This is a genomic window from Streptomyces sp. NPDC101191 (assembly GCF_044767915.1).
Lineage (GTDB): Bacteria > Actinomycetota > Actinomycetes > Streptomycetales > Streptomycetaceae > Streptomyces.
The window spans coordinates 155,604-173,664 of the sequence record NZ_JBIWOU010000009.1 but is presented as its reverse complement, the minus strand read 5'-3'; the positions used below and the strand labels follow the sequence as shown (position 1 = coordinate 173,664).

General features: G+C 68.9%; 16 protein-coding genes. 7 read left to right on the top strand and 9 right to left on the bottom strand.

Annotated elements, in window-relative coordinates:
- Window positions 1-1,121: 1,121 nt before the first annotated feature.
- Window positions 1,122-1,328, bottom strand: coding sequence for a hypothetical protein (locus ACIRQF_RS30805; protein WP_404097090.1), 207 nt, complete (start codon window positions 1,326-1,328; stop codon window positions 1,122-1,124).
- Window positions 1,329-2,228: 900 nt separating this feature from the next.
- Between ACIRQF_RS30805 and ACIRQF_RS30800 the strand changes: the two genes are divergently transcribed.
- The 4 genes from ACIRQF_RS30800 (at window position 2,229) to ACIRQF_RS30785 (ending at window position 5,751) form a co-directional block, all read left to right on the top strand.
- On the top strand, window positions 2,229-3,341 hold the full coding sequence (locus ACIRQF_RS30800) for a hypothetical protein (RefSeq protein ID WP_404097087.1): 1,113 nt from the start codon (window positions 2,229-2,231) through the stop codon (window positions 3,339-3,341).
- A 1,651-nt stretch (window positions 3,342-4,992) separates the two neighbouring features.
- Window positions 4,993-5,118 carry a hypothetical protein gene (locus tag ACIRQF_RS30795; RefSeq protein WP_404097085.1) on the top strand — a complete coding sequence of 42 codons (126 nt, stop codon included), beginning with the start codon at window positions 4,993-4,995 and terminating at the stop codon, window positions 5,116-5,118.
- Window positions 5,118-5,249 carry a hypothetical protein gene (locus ACIRQF_RS30790; RefSeq protein ID WP_404097082.1) on the top strand — a complete coding sequence of 44 codons (132 nt, stop codon included), beginning with the start codon at window positions 5,118-5,120 and terminating at the stop codon, window positions 5,247-5,249. The genes ACIRQF_RS30795 and ACIRQF_RS30790 overlap by 1 nt, the downstream gene beginning before the upstream one ends.
- A gap of 154 nt (window positions 5,250-5,403) precedes the next feature.
- Window positions 5,404-5,751, top strand: a complete 348-nt coding sequence (locus ACIRQF_RS30785) for a hypothetical protein (protein ID WP_404097079.1) — start codon at window positions 5,404-5,406, stop codon at window positions 5,749-5,751.
- Window positions 5,752-5,924: 173 nt separating this feature from the next.
- On the opposite strand, the gene ACIRQF_RS30780 is transcribed toward ACIRQF_RS30785, so the two are convergent.
- The 4 genes from ACIRQF_RS30780 to ACIRQF_RS30765 form a co-directional block, all read right to left on the bottom strand.
- Window positions 5,925-6,620 (bottom strand): class I SAM-dependent methyltransferase, encoded by a 696-nt coding sequence (locus ACIRQF_RS30780; protein WP_404097076.1) that lies wholly within the window; start codon window positions 6,618-6,620, stop codon window positions 5,925-5,927.
- 73 nt (window positions 6,621-6,693) lie between these two features.
- Entirely contained in the window at window positions 6,694-6,945 is a 252-nt protein-coding gene (locus ACIRQF_RS30775; protein WP_404097073.1) for a hypothetical protein, read from the bottom strand.
- Between the two features lie 27 nt (window positions 6,946-6,972).
- Window positions 6,973-8,625, bottom strand: a complete 1,653-nt coding sequence (locus ACIRQF_RS30770) for an ATP-binding cassette domain-containing protein (RefSeq protein ID WP_404097070.1) — start codon at window positions 8,623-8,625, stop codon at window positions 6,973-6,975.
- Entirely contained in the window at window positions 8,622-9,503 is an 882-nt protein-coding gene (locus tag ACIRQF_RS30765; RefSeq protein ID WP_404097067.1) for a phosphotransferase, read from the bottom strand. The genes ACIRQF_RS30770 and ACIRQF_RS30765 overlap by 4 nt, the downstream gene beginning before the upstream one ends.
- 651 nt (window positions 9,504-10,154) lie before the next feature.
- On the opposite strand from ACIRQF_RS30765, the gene ACIRQF_RS30760 reads away from it, so the two are divergent.
- From ACIRQF_RS30760 to ACIRQF_RS30750, 3 genes are all read left to right on the top strand, one after another.
- On the top strand, window positions 10,155-10,808 hold the full coding sequence (locus tag ACIRQF_RS30760) for a DUF402 domain-containing protein (RefSeq protein WP_404097063.1): 654 nt from the start codon (window positions 10,155-10,157) through the stop codon (window positions 10,806-10,808).
- 455 nt (window positions 10,809-11,263) lie between these two features.
- Window positions 11,264-12,031: a tyrosine-protein phosphatase gene (locus tag ACIRQF_RS30755; RefSeq protein ID WP_404097060.1), complete on the top strand. Its 768-nt coding sequence runs from the start codon at window positions 11,264-11,266 to the stop codon at window positions 12,029-12,031.
- A gap of 393 nt (window positions 12,032-12,424) precedes the next feature.
- Window positions 12,425-13,162, top strand: coding sequence for a phosphotransferase family protein (locus ACIRQF_RS30750; RefSeq protein WP_404097057.1), 738 nt, complete (start codon window positions 12,425-12,427; stop codon window positions 13,160-13,162).
- A 14-nt stretch (window positions 13,163-13,176) separates the two neighbouring features.
- Here the strand turns inward: ACIRQF_RS30750 and ACIRQF_RS30745 are convergent, their stop codons facing one another.
- Genes ACIRQF_RS30745 through ACIRQF_RS30730 form a run of 4 tightly spaced genes read right to left on the bottom strand, consistent with a single transcriptional unit; the run spans window position 13,177 to window position 18,023 of the window.
- Window positions 13,177-14,010, bottom strand: a complete 834-nt coding sequence (locus ACIRQF_RS30745) for a 2OG-Fe(II) oxygenase family protein (protein ID WP_404097054.1) — start codon at window positions 14,008-14,010, stop codon at window positions 13,177-13,179.
- A 26-nt stretch (window positions 14,011-14,036) separates the two neighbouring features.
- Window positions 14,037-15,695: an urease subunit alpha gene (locus tag ACIRQF_RS30740; protein ID WP_404097051.1), complete on the bottom strand. Its 1,659-nt coding sequence runs from the start codon at window positions 15,693-15,695 to the stop codon at window positions 14,037-14,039.
- The gene (gene ureA / locus ACIRQF_RS30735) at window positions 15,692-16,411 is read right to left on the bottom strand and encodes an urease subunit gamma (protein WP_404097048.1); all 720 of its coding nucleotides are present in this window, start codon (window positions 16,409-16,411) and stop codon (window positions 15,692-15,694) included. Before ureA ends, ACIRQF_RS30740 begins: the two co-directional genes overlap by 4 nt.
- Before the next feature lie 25 nt (window positions 16,412-16,436).
- Window positions 16,437-18,023: a B12-binding domain-containing radical SAM protein gene (locus ACIRQF_RS30730; RefSeq protein WP_404097045.1), complete on the bottom strand. Its 1,587-nt coding sequence runs from the start codon at window positions 18,021-18,023 to the stop codon at window positions 16,437-16,439.
- Window positions 18,024-18,061 lie beyond the last annotated feature (38 nt).

Genomic DNA, 18,061 nt, shown 5'->3' with positions numbered 1-18,061 from the left:
ACCCGCGAGGGCCCTCATCCACAAGCCCTGCGGCAGACGATCCGCCGCGGCGCCAAAAGCGATTCCCCAGACTTGAACCTGACCGACTTGATAGAGGTGCGAATCCTGCTCGCCACTCTCCCTGGTGCGGCCACCAGTCGCCTCCCGGAGACCGACTTGAGCACTGCTGTCACCCGCGACAACGTCCCCAACACGCTGGTGAATTCAGCATTCCGTACGCCTTTCGCCCCAGTAGGGTTGCGTCGGAGAATGCTGGTCTCCACAGACGCGCTGCGGCCAACCGGCCGGCCTGGCGCGCTGGCCTTCGGTGGTCGATCAGGACCCCGACTTGTCACGGCCCAGACCACAGTGCCCATCGGGGAAGCCCTGGGGAGAGATGCCTCTCTCAGGGGAGAGGAGTGAGATGCGGTAGCCATCAGGGCGGCGCCGGCTTCGCCGGACTTCGAGCCGCCCCCGGTCATTGACGGTGTTGGCGCACCGTCTCCGACCATCACGTCACCGCTCGGCTGGAACCCGAGCGAAGGCCTCACGAGGCCAGCAGGAGCGCTGACTCGCGGGGCGAGTTGATCCCCACAGGATCCGAAGCCCGGAGCGGGGCTTCGTGTTGCCTGCAGATTGGAAGCTGAGGCACATCCCATGGTGCAGCATCGTGCTGCCGCTTGTCAGCCCAGGCCTGCCGTTTTCGTCGAGAATGTGAATGCTTTCTCGCCAACATGTGCCGGCATCCCGCTGGAAGCACCTCACAAAAATGCAAACTTCATCAGGTTTGCCAGATATGTCCGACTTGGGCGATGCAGGCCAGCGGACTGGGCGGCTGGTCAAGCCCCAATGCCGTGCGAGTGGACGGACGCGGCGCGCTGTGATCTGTTCTCAGGGCTGTCCAGGTGAGCGCCGCGGCTGTGCCCGCCGGCCGCCGGCCGTCGCGGCGCCGTTGGCTGCACCCGGTTCCGGAAGAAGCTGGTCCGGTCGTCAAGCGTGGTCCGGGGCATCCGTTGGCGCTCGGCCGGGATGCTCGTGCTCGTTTGGCAGCGGCCGTTCGGACCCTGCTGGACCGCCCGGGCCTTGAAGGGGTATCGGACCCGGTGCTGCTGGCGGTGTTGGTGCTGGCCGCGCGCACGCCGTCAGAGACCGGTGTGGTGGAGATCCGAGCTCGTGAGCTGGGCCGGTGGCTGGGGCTGTCCGAGTCCAGGGTTCGCCATGCCGTCATACCAGGCCTGCGTCGTTCCGGTGTTGTGGAAGTCGACACCCTTGAAGGCGAGTTCGGCCAGGACTGGGGCCTGGAGTGCCGTGTGCTGCCGATGTGGGAGGCACAGAGCCAGGTCGGGCATCCGCTGGCGTTGGCGAAGCCGGAACTCGCCACCTTCCTAAGGCTGTTGGAGGCTCTGATGGCGCCAGGGTGGGCGCACGGGGACGGCTCGGCCACTCCCGCGGGTCTGCTCGGTGGGCGTACGGGGCATGGTGCCGCACGGGACAGGCTCGCCTTGCTGCTCCTGGTGCTGGAAGCGGGGCGGACAGGCCGGGTGCCGCTGTGCGGAGGCCAGGTCAACAAGCGCTACGGCCGGCCGGTGGCGACTCTGGCCCGGCTGCTGGGGCGCTCGCTGTCGCAGGCGCAGCGGGTGCTCGAACGGCTGGAGGAGGCAGGGCTGGTGGCGCGCCCTCGGCGGCAGACCCGGTCCGGGCTGAAGCACGTGTCTCGGCTGCTGGTGCCCTCGGTAGCGGCCGCGCACGGTGGCGGCCGCTCCCGGAAGCGGCACGGCCGCCACCGGCAGAGCTCTGGTGTTGCTGATAGCCGTGCTGCCGTTGTCGTAGACCTCGCGGGTACGGCATGGCCTTGTGAGGACTCCTCAGCACCGGCAAAACCGCAGGTCGGGGGCTCGAAGGAGCCAAATGGATCCGAGGAAGAAGACCTCGCGACTACGACAGCCCTTCACACTGATCACTCTTCTATGGCTGATGTAGTTTCAAAAGCTGATGTTCGGAGTGGGTTTTCCGGCTCTGCCGCGTCGGGCTCCCGTGGTCGGCCGGAGCGCGCGGGCGCGTACGAGGACCACGTCCCAACTACTCCGGATGCGTCGCCTCAACCGGGTCGCGGTCGCTCAGAGGGCCCGCTGCGCGGGGAAAACCAGACTGAGTCTGCGGGCAAGGTCGAGACGACGAGGAGGGCGGCGAGCCACCACCCGCTGATGGTCCCGGCCGGTGCTCACCGACTGCAGCAGCGACGGCAGAGGGTGGCTGAGCTGGACGATCTCCGCCACCGTTTCGCCCTGGCTCCAGTGGCCTGGTTGTGGTCCCGGCTTGGCGGCGGCCAGCAGGCTGTTGCTCTCCGCGCTACCGATCGGGCATTGGAAGCCCTGTCGGGGATCGTGGGCGCGAAGTCAGCTCCCCAGGTGCTCGCGGCCCGGCTCACCGACCGGCTGGACGAGGAAGGCGGTGAGGCCCTGGTGCGCGATCCGATCGGCTGGCTGCTCGGTCGAGGCCTGGTCCAGCGCCCGGCCTGCCCTGATCTGAGGTGCGACGACGGTATTCGTCTGGACACCGGCAACAACTGCCCGACCTGCGGGAACATCGTCCACATCCGGCGCACGCTGCGGGCCCAGGTCGCGGCACGAGTCAAGGCCGAGATGCCGGACACGGATCCGGCCACGTACCGGACCGAGGTCGAGCAACGCCTGCGCAAGGAGACTGCCCTCGAGGAGGCCCGTGCGCAGATCCTCCGGGACCGGGCCGAGCGTGAGGTCGAGCAGCGTCAGCAGGCAATCGCCCGGCGTCGCGCCATCGAGGAGGATGCCGAGTTGGCCCGCAGACAGGCACCGTGCGCAGACTGCGGGCTGCCCGAGTGCGCGGGCCTGTGCCCGGCATGCTCCTACCGGCGGCGAACCGAGGGACTGTTGCGGGAGGCCGTCGACCTGGCCGTCGCCGTACGAGCCGACCTGTCAGACGCGGCGGCAGTCGACGAGCTCACTCAACAGTGCGAGACCGACACCCGCGCCCTGCTGGACACGGCCGTCGAGCGAGCCTGCGGCCGGGACGCCGATCCGGCTCTGGTCGCCTTCACAGTGCCCCAGCTGGCGCAGCAGCTGCGGGACGAGCGGCGCGCGGCGGCATTGCGCCGACTTCTGTCGTCGCAGGAGGTAGTGGCGGAGTCCGACGCAGCGTACGAGGCGTTTCTTCGGCACCGTGGCCGCGGCGCCGAAGAGGCTGCCGAGCATGCAGCGGACGCGGCGGGTCGCCGTGCCGCCGAGTTCCTGCTGCGCCAGCGCCTTGACGAGCTGCACGCTGCCCGCCGGCGCGGGGCGGTGGTGCGTCCGGCCACAGACAGGGGCTCGGTGGATGCTGCGTAGCTGCGGTCGCTCTGCGGGGGACCAAACAGCACGGCATCTGCCAGGGAGGGGGTTAGTGGGAAAGATGAAGGCGCACGACGAGCGGCGCTCTGCCCAAACAGCGATCCCAACCTACGAGTTCTAAGCCCGTCCGGCCGGGGGCGAAGCTCCATGTCTGGCCTGACGGCTGCGGATGCCGACCGGGCTCAGCCGTTGGACAGGCGCCCGAGGGCGAGGCCGCGGGTCACGATGAATGGCGCTGTACGGCAATCTCCGGCGCACTCGGTTGCGGCGGAAGCCGCCGCAGGGCCCGGCGATTCCGTCGCTCATCGCGGGCGGCGCGCCGCTGCTGCCGCCGCACTGCGATCGCGCGAGTGATCAAGCGCTGGCGCGCAGCTTCACGTAGCCGCTCGTCTACCGTCGCGAACGCGAGCGCCTCCGGGAGGGAATGCATTGGGACAAGTCCGTTCTGTGACCCCGTCGTCGGGCCACTGCTGCTGGCATCGATGCGTTGGTCGACGAGCGCGATGGCGCCGCGCGGCGTTGACCGGTCCTCGCAGCGGGATTCGCTGCCTTACGCCTGACTGCTGCCAGCCTGTGCGCCCCAAGCAGTCCGATCGCGCCCGGGAGGCGAAAGGCCGCGTGACGCGGGAAAGTACCTGCCCCTCCGTCCCGTGGAGAGGGAGGGAGCCCGAACAGCCGGCGTCCTCGGCGTTCAACGCCCGTTCGCGTCAGGTCGGGCCCGGTACGAATCTCCGCGCCGAGCGACAAGACCGCCAACGCGCCCCCCGCTGGCTGCAGACCTTCGCTGAGAAGTCGATGCACTGGGTCTAAGCGGCGCCGATCTACGCATCTACGCTCGCGAACTCTTGAGTGACGCTCGCCACCGCGGACGCCGCAGCATGGTCCCAAGGCCTAACGGCCAGCGCCAGAATGTGGTCCGCGAGGCTGACGGGGGGCGCCGACTGCCCCTCCCCACCCGATGGCCCGGGCATAGCAAGGTCCCCACCACGAACATGGTGGGGACCGGACTACTCGGAGGGATCTGGAGCCGGTTCTCCGGGAGAAGTCGCCTCACTCAGTCTCGGCTTCTCCCCTGCCGCCGTACACAGCCGCAGGTACTCATCCCACGGCAGCAGCATTGCCCTCGGTTCTCCGCCTCGTGTGTCCACGCGGGTCGCAGAGCCTGCATGCCGGGCAGCGCCCAGCCGGTCACTGAGCGCGGCGCGTAGCGCGCTCGCGGTCATTCGCACGTCGTCGGCCATGCGCGAAGCGTACATCTGCACCTCATGACCAGCAGAGCTAGATGTACATCACGTACAACTAGACATGATGTACGTGATCCTCTAGAGTCTTGCTTGTCGGGCAAGCGATCGAACGCCTGCAACTTGCTCTGGTTTCGCCGTGAGTTGGGGGCATAGGTCGACGGCGCGAATGCACGTGATCTCGAAACCAAACATGGGGCACGCCGAAAACCCGTGAGCCCACGCCCGCACCACAGCGAGGAGTGGGAGACGACAGCACAGAACTGTCGAGGCGAAAGAACGATGCCCCCGGAAGAGACCCACCTATCGGGACGCAACACCGATTCGTGGGCGGAACGAGGCCCCGCCCGGTGCGCAACCACCAAGGCGGGGCGCCGAGAACACCTGACAACACCAGGAGATCGGCTATGCCGAACAATACCCGCGATTGGGTGCGCCGCATCCAGCGGTCAGAGGACGCCCGCGTCGGCGCGCAGGCCGCCAAGGAGACTGCGGACCGCAGCCGCGCTCAGCGCACAGGCGGTGACCACTGATGGCCTGGACCAGCAAGCAGCAGCAGGGACAGCAGAAGCTGAACCAGCGCCTCAGCGACGCCCGCACGGCTCCCGTACAGGGCAAGCCCGTTCCCGAGCAGGCAAAGCGCAACGGCCAAATGGACGGCTGACCGGCCGGTCCGTAGTCGCCTCGGTGCCGGCACCGGCACTGACACCGCACCCCGCACCACGCGGAAGCGCACCGACACCGGCACCGGAGCGGCCACGGCCGACCGGCCGACCCGCAACCGGCGGGCAGTCCCCTCAAGGAACGGAACAACCCACGTGAACAAGCGCCTTGCCGCCGCCCTCGCGGCAGCCACCGCCACGGCGGCCCTCATCACGGTCGGCACCGCGACAAGCGCCGCCGCCCACAACGGCACCTACGCCGATGAGTACTTCGGCACCCCCAAGTCCGGGACGGGCGGCCTAATCCTGCGTACCGTCAACGGCGCCCCCACCAACAGCGGCATCAGCGAGGGAACGCGCTTCGAGTTCCTCGGCCGGTGCGTACGTGCGGGCGGTGTCGACCTGATCAAGGTTCACCAGACCGAGCCCGGCGGTTGGGGCCCCTCCTACACCGGCTTCGTCCGGCGCGCGTTCGCGAACGTGCCGCCGAACATGCCGTGCTGACCGGCTGAAAGACCGGCGGCGCACAGCCGGGCGAGGGCGGTGCCGCCTCAGACGAGCCATCGCCGCCGACCGCTGATCGTCCGCTCGACGAGACCCCCGCCAACGGCGGGGGTCTCGTCGTCTGATCAGTCCTTCGGCCGGACACCGACCCGTACGTGACGTGTGCCGCTGATTCAGATGCGCCGATGGGCTCGGAAGAGACGGACGGAAACGGGGTTGCCCTCATCGGGCGCGTCAAGGACATCGACTGCGTCGACGAGGAGGCTGTTGTCGACGAGGAGGTCCTCCCACAAGGTCGGTGAGAGCACCCACATGTGGACGGTCAGCGGGGCGCCGCCGGCAAGCGGCAGTACCTCCGGGCGTGCGGCGACGCTCGGTGAGGGGCCGCGGCCGTCGGAGTTGGTGTGAAGTACGGAGAACGCGAGGCGTCCGCCGGGCTTCAGTGCGTTGCGGAGGGCCGGGAGCAGCCGGTGGGGGTTTATGTAGGCGAAGCCGTGGACGGAGTAGATCGCGTCGTAGGGCTCGGCGTTCGGCAGGTGCTCGACGGCATCGGCGTGGATCAGGTTGAGCCCTGGCAGGTTGCTGTACCGGGCGACGGCGCGCTCGTGTTGGGTGGGGGAGGTCTCGACGGCGTCGACCACGGCCTGGTGCTCGCGTACGAGATGGGCGGCGACCTTGCCCAGGCCGGAGCCGAGGTCGAGTACGCGCCGGCCGGAGAGGTCGCCAAGGACTTCGGCGCCGGGCCCCGTGGGCCAGAATCCCCAGGTCACGCGGTCGACGTCGGGAACTTCCGTTCCTCTTCGGAGGTGATGCTGGCCGTAGTCCGTCCAGGCGCGGGCGTTCGCCGCTTCGTGCTCTGAGCCGTCCATGGTGCTCCTGGTCAGGCGTAGGGGAGGGGCGAGGGGGCCGCGCCGCGGTGCGGCACGGCCCCGGAGTTGGTGGTCAGCGGTCTTGAGCGAGTGCGTAGAGCTCGCTGAGGAGGCTTCCCTCGGTCGCGATCAGCTCGTCGAACGTGCCCTGCTCGCGGATGCGCCCGTTCTCGAGAACGATGATCCGATCGGCGAGACGCACATTGTCGAGGCGATGGGTCACCACCACTGTGATCCGGTCGGCCGCGTGGTGCCGGAGCTGGTGGAAGATCTGGTGCTCGCCGCGCGGGTCCATCTCGCTGGTCGGCTCGTCGAGGACGAGCACGGCCGGTTCCCGGTACAGGGCCCGGGCTCAGGCGAGTCGCTGCCATTGCCCGCCGGACAGCTCGTGCCCGCCCCATACGGATCGGGCCAGCAGCGTGTTGAGTTGGTCGGGCACGTTGCGCAGCACGTCGCCCATGCCGACTCGGTCGGCGGCCTCCCAGACCCGCTCGTCGCCGTGCTCGCGGGGCTGGCCGAGGGTGATGTTCTCGCGCGCGGCCAGGGGCCACCGGCCGTGCCGCTGAGGAACGAGCCCGACGTGCCGCCATACCGACTCGGCGTCGGCGGTGGCCAGATCGATGTCGTCGTCCCACACCACTCTTCCGCTGCTCGCCACGGTCAGTCCGGTCAGCAGCCGTACGAGGGTCGACTTGCCGGCGCCGTTCTCACCCACCACTGCGACTACTTCCCCGCGGCGCAGCGTGAGTGAGATGGGGTGCAGCGCCGGGGCGTCCTTTCCGGGGTAGGTGTACGAGGCCTCCTCCAGCCGCACCTCGCACGGGGCGCTGGCTCGCGTGTCGCCACGTTGCACGGTTGAGGACCGATAGGTGTCGATGAACTCGACGTAGTCGTGCAGGTAGAGGCCGTGGTGGAACATCACGGCGCCGTAGCGGACGATGCTGTTGAGGGCGCGTCCGGAGGTCTGCGAGGCGACGACCGCCGTCCCGGCAACGGCCGTGCTCATCGCGCCGGCCAGCACCAGGCCCGCCAGAGAGGCCCACATGCCCAGGGTGAAGATCCCGGCGAGCGAAGCCGCGAGCAGCGTGACCAGCAGGTAGGGGCGGGCACCGGCGAGCTCGCGGCCTTCTACCCTCTCGCACATCGTGCGGTACCAGTAGTAGAGGTACGGCCGCATGGTGTTGGCGCGCAGCTCGTCAGCGAGCTCCGGGGTCGTCAGCCACCACCGCATCATTCCGCGGACGTTGCGGGCCGAGATGGTCCGGTCATGCACCCGGTAGTCGATCCGCGCGGCGATGACGCCGCCCAGGCCGCGCGGGATGACGGACAGCAGCAGCACGCCCAGGAGTAGAGGGTGCAGGCTCGTGAGCACGCTCGCGGCGGAGACCAGCTGGACGAACCCCTGGGTGAGCGTCTTGGCGTCGTCGGCGAGGTCGACGGCGCGCATCGATCCGATCTCGGCGGCCTGGCTCGCGTCCTTGAAGCCTGCCTGGTCGTAGGCGGACAGCTCGACCCGCATGTGCAGGTCGATCATGGTCAGGTCGGCGGCGGAGGCGACCTGGGGGTTGAGGCGTCGGGTGGCCCAGTCCGCCAGAATCCAGGCAGCGGAGCCGCCGGCCATGGCCGCGACCGCGGCTGCGAGGGCGGGCAGCGCCTCCTCGAGCCCGGCGCGCGGGTCGTCGGCTTCCAGGAGTTGGCTCAGAGCGTGTGAGACCGAGGTCAGCATGATGAAGGTGCCGATGCCGGACAGTAGCTGGCACACCACGATGGTGATCACCATGCGGCGGTCCACGGACCAGGCCAGGCGGGCGGTCTGCGCCAGCGCCTGCGGGATGCGGCGGGCCATCTCCCACAGGGTGGCGTCCTCCATCGCCCGGCGGTGCTTGCGCCCGTTGTAGTCGAGCTCCGGCGGCGGTGACGGCTGGGGCGGCGACTGCCGCGCACCAGGGACCATCACGGTGGAGGGGGTGGCGTCTTGCGGGTCGCCGGTCAGGGGCTGTGTCACGCGCCCACTCCCGCCATCAGCCGGTCCAGGGTCCGGCGCCCGCGGTCGGCGACCTGCAGGTCACCATGGTCCGGCGCCCACGCCAGGCAGCTCACCGCGTCCAGCGCTGCCAGACACAACAGCGCGTGATCCTCCGCCGCGCTCAACTCGCGTCCGTAGCCGCGCAGGCAGGCCGCCCGGGCACCGGGATCGTTGGCCCAGGCACCGCAGTACAGGGGGACGAAGTCCTGGACGATGGCGCCGAAGCGGGACCTCTCGAAGTCGACCCATGCCGCACGGTGGGACCACAACAGGTTCCGGTCCCAGGCGTCACCGTGCAGGAACCCCAACGGCACCGGCCCGAGCCGAAGGAGTTCACCTGCGAGGCGCCGCACGAGACTCCTCTCGGCCTGACTCACCCGCTCGCCAGCGGTTGCCAAGTGCTTCTCCGCTCCGAGCGCCGCACGCTGCAGCGCCTGCTCCGCCTCCCTGCGATGCTCGCCCCGCAGTTCACCAGCAGGGTGCAGCCGGGCGAGGAGAGCGCCGGCCTGGCGGTAGGCCTCGCGTCTGTGGGCCACGGGCACATCCAGCGTGGCGAGCGGACGGCCGGGGATCGCCGTCAACAGCAGTCCGAGGTGCTGCGCGGTCGACTCGACCAGCTGGGGCGCGGCGCCCGCGCCGAGGGCCGGAACTGCGTGCCGGTAGGCGAAGGACTCCCGGCGGTAGGCCACCGGCCCCGACGCCACCTTCAGGTAGACATCGGGGCGGTCGCCGATCTCCAACTGCCACACGCGGGAGCCAGGCCGCGGATGGGAGACATCCCGTACTGCCCTGATCGGACCGACCTGGCGCTGCGCCCAGGCCCGCAGCCCGGCGGGGGTGATGGTGGGGTCGGTCATGCATCCCACCTCGATGACAGGCGTGCTGCGGATGCGAAGGCGCGGCGGGCGTCAACAGGACGCCGAAGAGCAGCGGGCTGCCCGAGGGGAACGGGAGCCTGGAGATGTTCGAAAGCAGGACGAAGGGCAGCGAGCACGGGCGTGGGATTCATGGGGTCCTCCGCGGTGAGGGAGATTGGGCAGAGCAACCGGACAACGTGCCTGCTCATGGAGCCGACACGGGTAACTACGGGCGATACTTCGATACTGAGTTCGAGTGCATACCGGTCCGCCAAGGGGCAGCGGAGCGGCGGCCCGCTCGGCGTCAGTTCGATTCACTCGTCAGAGTCGGAAAGCATCGCTGTAACCCGCACGGGCGATTGCATGGCGTACGGCGGCGAGTGCATCGTTCGTCCTCCGTCGAGGTTCTGGTCCGGGTGCGGTGAAGCACTCTGGCGGGAGCCACTGACAGCCGATGGGGACGAGGACGGGAACCGGACAACTTCCTCCGCGCACACCCGAGGTCTGAGGCCGTGCAGCACGGGGCGCCTCGAGCGAGGGACAGTTCCGCTGGTCGCGCCTGTATGGGCGGGACGGGTCTTCGGGCTCGCAGGGACAGTGTCGGAAAACAGATGGAGGGGCATGAACAACGAGTCCGAGGGGGATTACGGCATGCAATCCTTCACTCCCGGTCAGACGGTCCAGCGACGGGACATGTGGCAGGGCCGTGTCTGGAGCACCCAGACCTTACGCGTGATCGACGACTCCGCCACGGCCCTGGTCACCGCCGCATGGCCCGGGGCTGAGGCACGGGTACCCGACAGTTACGCGCGGGCCCGCCGCTCCGGCAGCACGGCCGAGCGAGGCGAGGCGGTCCGGCAACTCGCATCCGACACCTGGAAGCTGACCGCAACCGTCCGGGAGGAAACGGTGCTCCTGCTGTGGAAGGCACCGCTCGCGCACTTCAGCGTCAACGCCTTCTACAGCCTCGACGGCGGCTGTTCCCTGAGGAACTGGTACATCAACTTCGAGCGGCCGAGCGTCCGCCACGCCTCCGGGTTCGACACCTTCGACCTGTTCGTAGACCTGGTCGTCGACGCGGACCTCTCCACGTGGCGCTGGAAGGATCAGGACGAGTACACCCAGGCCCGGCGGCTCGGTATCGTCAACGACACTGAGCACGCTCAGGTTGAGGAAGCCCGGGCCCAGGCCGTGGCGTGGGTGACGGAGCGCAGCGGCCCGTTCGCGGAGGCCGACCGGTGGGCGGCATGGCGCCCCGATCCCACCTGGCCCACACCGATTCTCGCTCACATTCCAGCGGAGTGATGGGGAACGCAGGGCGCACTCCTAACAGATCAGCCAGAGCAGGTCACCACAAGGTCAGGCCCGGCTCCGGCTCGGGGGCTCCAGCAGCCCGGAAGGCACGGCGGGCGCCTGGCTGTTCCAGATGGACTTGCCGACCATCCTGCTGAGCAGATGCGACCGGAACGTGGTGACGGGATGAGCCGGCACGATCGGATACCCCCGGCATCGGCGTCGCTGCGGTGCCCAGGGAGCGCCACAGTCCTGGAAATCGCGTGGTCGGCTGATGGCGCTGCCGGCAACTGCTCGCGGAACCGTGCGGAAGGGGGCGCACAGAGGCCGGCGCGTGTGCCCATGTGCTTCAAAATGTAGGCGGCAACTGGTTTATGAAGCTGAAATGCGTTTGGTGATCAATCGGCATTCGGAAATGGCAGAACTTCGCTGGCGACAAAGATAGTGTCTCTCGCTATTATTGCGGCATGACGCGCCCACAAATATCCGAAGAGGCGGCAAGTCACCCACCCCAGAGCCATGCGCTGGCCGTACCGAACGTGCGCAACTTCCGGGACGCTGCAATACCCCCGATGCGAACCGGGCAACTCTACCGGTCAGGATCTCTCAACCGGCTCACAGAAGAGGGTGCAGAGCGCATCAACCAGCTCGGCATTCGTACCGTCATCGACCTGCGTGGTAATGCGGAGACGGCTGTATGGCCGGTCAACGGTCACATCGCAGGCGTTGAATGGGTCGCGCTTCCCGCGCTCCCCAACCGGGCGGGTCTGCTGGAGCTCGGCTTCACGGACTTCTCTGGATTCGACGGCAAGGACTGGCCGGTCGATCCCGCACGGCTGTACCCCTTCATGGCGGTGTACGCCGGGCCGGCGATCGGGCACCTGGTGCACCGGCTGATCCGCCCGGGCGCCCTGCCCGCGATCATCCAGTGCGCCGTCGGCAAGGACAGGACAGGCCTCGCGGTCGCCGTGATCCAGTCCCTCCTCGGGGCTCCGTGGCCGGACATCGTCGACCACTTCGTCCAGTCGAACGTCGAGTTAATGCTGACGGCCGGTCCCACCCCCTTCACCGACGAATCAGGGGTCACCCGCTACTCGCACCCCGTGACCGAAGAACTCCTCCGATCGGCCATGGGAGCGATCAACCACACACACGGCAGCCTGACCTCCTACATCGAGGCTCACGGAGTCACCTCCGCAGATCTGGCTGCGCTCCGCTCGCTCCTGGCGCCCTGACCTGGTCCCTGCTGGCGTGCCCTCGGCGTGATCGCCGGGGGCACCTGTGTTGCGCCAGTTAAGGACGAGGGACGAATCTGAGCCATCCTGCGCAAGAGCCCACCGACGGAGACGATGTGCGCGACCAGGAGACCTCTGCGTCATTCGCCCTGGACAGGCCAAGCGACAGTTCGATCCAGCGTCGTCATCTGCGGTCTGGGGATAGTCTGATTCGATCTTGAAAGCGGCGCAGTTTCATCACTCTGCACCCACTTCTGCGATCCTTTCGTCGCCGCGGGCTCCGGCTCCGCTAGCATCGCTCGGGTTGCAGGACGGGCTCTCGTGCTCCTACGTAAAAGAGTGCTGCGTGATGCCCGCGTGGGTTCTGATGATCAATGTGCAGGAGTGGCAGCCATGAGTGACGTGTTGACCGGTGCGGTTGCCCTTGAAGGCGGTCGAATGGCGGCGGGCGTGGTGCGGGTCGATGACACCGTGCGAAAGCCTGCAACGGAATCATCAGAATTTATGGCTCGCCTCCTGAAATTGTTCGAGCAGCAGAGTTTCGACAATGCCCCGAGGTATCTCGGACAGGTTGACGGTAAAGACCTCCTCGGCTTTATCGAAGGAGACGTTCCCGAACGCTTCCAGCCGTGGTCCGATGCTCAGGTGCGAGCCGCAGCGGTTTTGCTGCGGCAGGCGCACGACGCCACCCGAGGAAGTGAACTCGCCGGCCGCTTCGACGTCGTGTGTCACCACGACCCCGGCCCGAACAACTTCGTCTTCCAGGACGAGGTGCCCGCGGCAATCATCGACTGGTCCGAGGCCGCGCCGGGCAGTCGGCTGGAGGACCTCGGATACCTTTCCTGGACTTGGTCCATTTCGTCGAAGCAGCGCATGCCGCTGGAGCGCCAGGCGGAACAGGTCCGGCTTATCGCCGATGCCTATGGCCTGAGTGAGGCCGAGCGGCATGCGCTGGTCGACTGCATCCTCGAACGCCAAGTGCGCAACGTCCGGTTCTGGTCCGAGTTCCTGGCTCAGCCGGAGACAGCGCCTGCCGCTCCCGACGTGCTGAGCGACCGGATCGAGTGGAGCCGGCGGGAGCACGCCTTCACCTACGCGCACCGGGACGTGTTCGACACGGCGCTCGCCTGAGGGTGAACACCTGGTCAGCGGGGTGAGGCGGCCGCAGCGGGATTGCTGGGTGCCGTCGGCAGCCCGAACATGGCTCCCTTGGTGCGGGCGAGTTCGCTGATGTCTTTAGGGCTGTTCTCTCGGGTGACGTAGGGCGCCACGGGTTGGTCCAGAGGCGGGTTTGCCAGGAACAGGACGGTCATGCGCCGGGGGAGCTGGTGGTTGCGGACCCGGTGGTAGAGCGGGGGGATGTCGTCCCCGGTCATGGCCGTGAGGAGGCTGCCCGGCATCACCAGCAGCCGGTTGTCGTGGACCGGGACGGGCTCCATGGCGCCGCCGACTTCGATCTCCAGGCCAGGGCCGTCGGCGATCGCGAGGGTGAGCAGGTGGCCGTCCTCGTGCCGGTCCTGGAGCAGGTCGCGGTCACTGGGGTGGTACCAGTTGATCTCCAGGTAGGAGTAGTCGCTGAACGGCAGGGCGTGCTGCGGGTGCCCGTAGTGGCCGGACAGGTCGGCGAGGACGGTGGACGTGATTTCGGCGGCGACGGCCCAGTAGTCCCGCAGTGCTTTCAGGAACGGTGCGATGGCCTCGGCGTCGTGGTGCGGGATGGTGGCGGGGCTGTCCGCCCAGTAGGTGAAGCTCTCGTTCATGTCGGGCCGGTCGGGGCTGACGGAGTACTGGCGGCCGTAGGGGCGGAAGCCGTAGTTGAAGTCGGCGCTGCCGTGGGCGCGCTTGGCCGCCTCGTCCAGAGTGAAGAAGCGGGCGGCCTCGGTGCGCAGCGCGGCGAGCGCGGCGGCCGCGTCCGGGGCGAGGTCGACTGTCGTGCGTGCGTCGGCGAGGAGGCTGGCGGCGAGGGTGGGGTGAGGCACGGTGCGCTCCTGTCGGATCAGGTGGTTCAGAGGAAGTAGAGGCGGCTGAGCGGGGTGGCATCGGCGGGCGGGGAGCTGAGCGGGGTGCCGTCGAGGCTGACGCGGCCGGTGGACGCCTCGACGCGGACGTCTGCGGTGCGGTCGTTGCGGAGCATGGTGGGCAGGCCGATGCTGCGGGTGTCCCGGACGGCCACGCGGCGTCGGCGGGTGGGCAGCTGATCGGTGGCGCTGTCGTGGGCTGCCTGGCTGACGAAGGCGACAGAGAGGTCGGCGGCGGTCTCGCCGAAGGACCCGAACTGCGGTCCGAGTACGAGGGGTTGGCAGCTCTCGGTGGAGGCGTTGGGGTCGCCGGTCACGCCGTACGCGGGATATCCGGCCTTGAGGATGAGGTGGGGCTTGGCGCCGAAGTAGGCGGGATCCCACAGGACGATGTCGGCGAGACGGCCGGTGGTCAGGGCGCCGATCTCGTGGGCCATGCCGTGGGCGAGGGCGGGGTTGATGGTGAGTTTGGCGAGGTAGCGCAGGATGCGCTCGTTGTCGTCTGCGGCCGGTTCGGGGTCGAGTGCTTTCATCTTGGCGGCCACGGCGAAGGTGCGACGTACGGTCTCGCCGATGCGGCCCATGGCCTGTGAGTCGGAGGAAGTGATGGGGATGACGCCGAGATCGTGCAGGACGTCTTCGGCGCCCAGAGTGCCCGGGCGGATGCGGTCGGCGGCCAGGCGCAGCGCGTCGGGGTTTGCGGGGTCGAGCCGGTGGACGGTGGCGATCATGTGGAGGTGCTCATCGGCGGTGTCGCGGGTGTACGGGAGGCCGGGGTTGGTGGAGGAGCCGATGATGTTGGCGACACCGGCCAGCTGGAGCACGTTGGGGGCGTGGCCGCCGCCGCAGCCTTCGACGTGGAAGGCGTGCAGGGTGCGGCCCCCGATGACAGCGAGGGTGTCGTCGACGTAGAGGGCCTCGTTGAGGGTGTCGCTGTGGAGGGCGACCTGGACGTCGTGTTCGTCGGCGACGGTGAGGGCGGTGTCCAGGGCGCGGGCGTGGGCGCCCATGTCCTCGTGGACCTTGAAACCGGAGGCTCCGCCTTCGGTGAGGGCCTGTTTAAGGGGGCCGGGGTGGGAGCTGGAGCCCCGGGCGAGCAAGGCGATGTTGACGGGCCAGGCGTCGAAGGCGCGCAGTGCATGGTGGAGTTCGGTGCGGGTGGTGATGCCGCAGCCCCAGGTCGGGCCGAAGTTCTGGGAGACGACCGTGGTCACGCCGGCGGCCAGGGCGGCGTTGAGGACGCGCGGGGAGACGAGGTGGACGTGGGTGTCGACGATGCCGGGGGTGGCGATCAGTCCCTCGGCGGCGATGACGGTGGTGCCGGTACCCACGACGACGTCGACTCCGTCGAGGGTGTCAGGGTTGCCTGCTCGCCCGATGGCGTGGATGCGGCCGTCCTTGATGCCGATCGAGGCCTTGCGCACGCCGAGGACGGGGTCGACCAGGACCGCATTGGAGACGACGAGGTCGCACGTGGCGTCAGTGGGTTTGGCTTTCATGTGCATGCCGTCGCGGGCGGTGTTGGCGTAGCCGGTGATGAACTCGTCGCCGGAGCGCTGGGAGTCGGCTTCGATGCGCAGGAGCAGGCCGGTGTCGGCCAGCTGGAGGCGGTCGCCGGTGGTCGGGCCGTGCAGGCGGCTGTTCATGGGGTGCCTTCCTGGGCGGTAGTGGATCCGGTGTCGAGGTAGCCGGCGACGTGCGCGCGCTGGAGCGCGGCTTGGAGTTGGCCAGGGGCGTCCAATGGGCCGTCGACCAGGCCGGCGAAGCCGATGACGATGCGGTCGCCGCCGATCGGGGTCAGGGTCACGGTGCGTGCAGACCGCGGGGGGAAGACGGCGACCTCACCGACCGCCAGGGCGAGGCGGCGACCGTAGGCAGCGCTGCGGTCGAAGGCGAGAGCCCGATTGGCCTCGAAGAAGTGGAAGTGGCTTGTGACGGTGATCGCCACCGGGCCGGTGTTGGTGACCTCCACCTGGACAAGATCGGGAAGGGTGACGGCAGCTGGCTCGCCCGGCAGGACCGCCCCCGGGATGGCCTGCCCGGCCGCCGCCGTGTCGGGGTCGGGGATCGGGTCGGTGATGACGATGAGCTTGGTGCCGTCCTCGAAGACGGCCTCGACTTGGATCTCCGTCAGGATCTGGGGCACGCCGGGCAGGACGTCGTCGGCGGTGAGGACCTGGCGGGCCGCAGACACGGCTTCGGCGAGGCGGGCGCCGTCCCGTGCTGCCTCGCAGGCGGCATGGGCGATGAGCGCGGTCGCTTCCGGGACGTTGAGGCGCACGCCGCGTGCCCGGCGCTCCCGGGCGAGGAGGGTCGCCAGATACAGCTGCAGCCGGTCGTGTTCTGCCGGGGTCAGACGCATACCTGCTCCTTGAGGACAGACGGGGCTATTCGCCGATGACGACGCCGCACGCCTTGGCGTGCTGACGGATGGCCGTGCGGGCCTGGGCAAGGTCGTCGAAGTCCAGGTCGGGCATGAGGGCGCGGGCGTAGTCGCGCATGGCGTCCTCGGGCGGTACGACGGCTCGCCCGTTCCAGCGCTGCGCGACGTCATTCAGGACCGGATCGTCGGCGATGGGCAGGCCCAGGCGTGCGGCTGCGGCTCGGGCCGCTTGGGGCGTGGTGAGGTAGGTGTAGTCGCGGGCGCCCGGCTGGGGGGAGAGGACCTCGACGTCGACGGCGGAGAAGACGCCGGTCGTGGCGCCCTCGCTGATCAAAGCCAGGATGCGTTCCACGTTCTCGTCGAGGAGCTGGCGGGTCATGCCGATGTGGCCGACGACGAAGCCGGCGCGGATGAGCAGCCCGTGGTCACGGGCGACCGTGATGGCGCTGGAGTTGAGCCGGTACAGCGTCTCGGCTTCGGCGAGGACGTCGCGGCGGCGGCCGCCCAGGGGCTTGTTCATCGCGGCGAGCGACAGGGGCGCGCCCGCGTCCATGCCGATCATGATCTGGCGGACACCGAGACCGGTGAGCAGCGCGGTGCGGCGCGGGTCGGCGATCCCGTCGGCCCGTCCGTAGCCGACGAGCACGGGCCGCTCCTCCTCTGCGAGGGCGGACCACCAGCCGGGCCGGGTCCCGTCCATCGCGGTGAGCAGCTTGGCGAACGTCATGGGCAGTTCGTCCGCGGTCAGGTAGAGGTAGTCGTAGCCGGCGGTGAACGCCGCCTCGAGGACGGCCCAGGCCTCGAGGGGACCGACCTGGTTGCGCCACAGCTGTCCGGCGTGGATGGAACAGAACGTGCAGGCGTCGTTGCCGGCGAATTTCACGCAGCCGCGGCCGATTTCCACGGGGACGCCGGCGGTCACCTTTCGGCCCAGGAGCTCGTGCACGCGCGGCGCGATCCGGCTCTGGAAGTTCCCGGTGTACAGGGCCGTGTGCTGGAAGGCGCCGTCGACGTGGCCGTAGTCGAAGCCGGTGAAGACGGGCTCCCGCGACGGAGGGGTCAGCCGCGGGCCCTCGCTGGTGCGATACACCAGCCCGGGCAGCGTCTCGGGCTCGACCGTCTTCCCGGCGCGCAGGGCGGCGATCAGGCGGTTGAAGGGGCCGACGACTTCGTTGCCGACGAACCCGAAGTCCAGACAGGAGGCGGCGGTCATGCACTCGGACCACAGCGAGCTGAAGTGGTCGTTGCCCGCCACGGTGGCGATGCGCGGGTCGGTGATCTTGGCGTGCTGAGCGATGAGGACCCCCGCCTCGAAGTTGGCGGTGAGCACGCCCACACAGACCGCGAGGATGTGCTCGGCGTGGTCGGTGATGTAGGCGAGGACCTCGTCCAGGGAGATGACCGTGCCGTCGATGTAGGCGGGCGAGATCTGCGGGTTCTCCGCTAACGCGCTCACAAGAGACAGCGCTCCCAGGCACAGGAAGTCAGACCAGTCGCTGTGTTCCTCGGGGCGGGTCACGGTCAGCAGCCGGCCGTCGATGACGGTGTTCGAGTTGGGCGGGACGATGACCAGAACTTCAGAGCGGGACATGCGGGTTCACCTTCCAGACGGTCGAGCGGGGTCGGCGG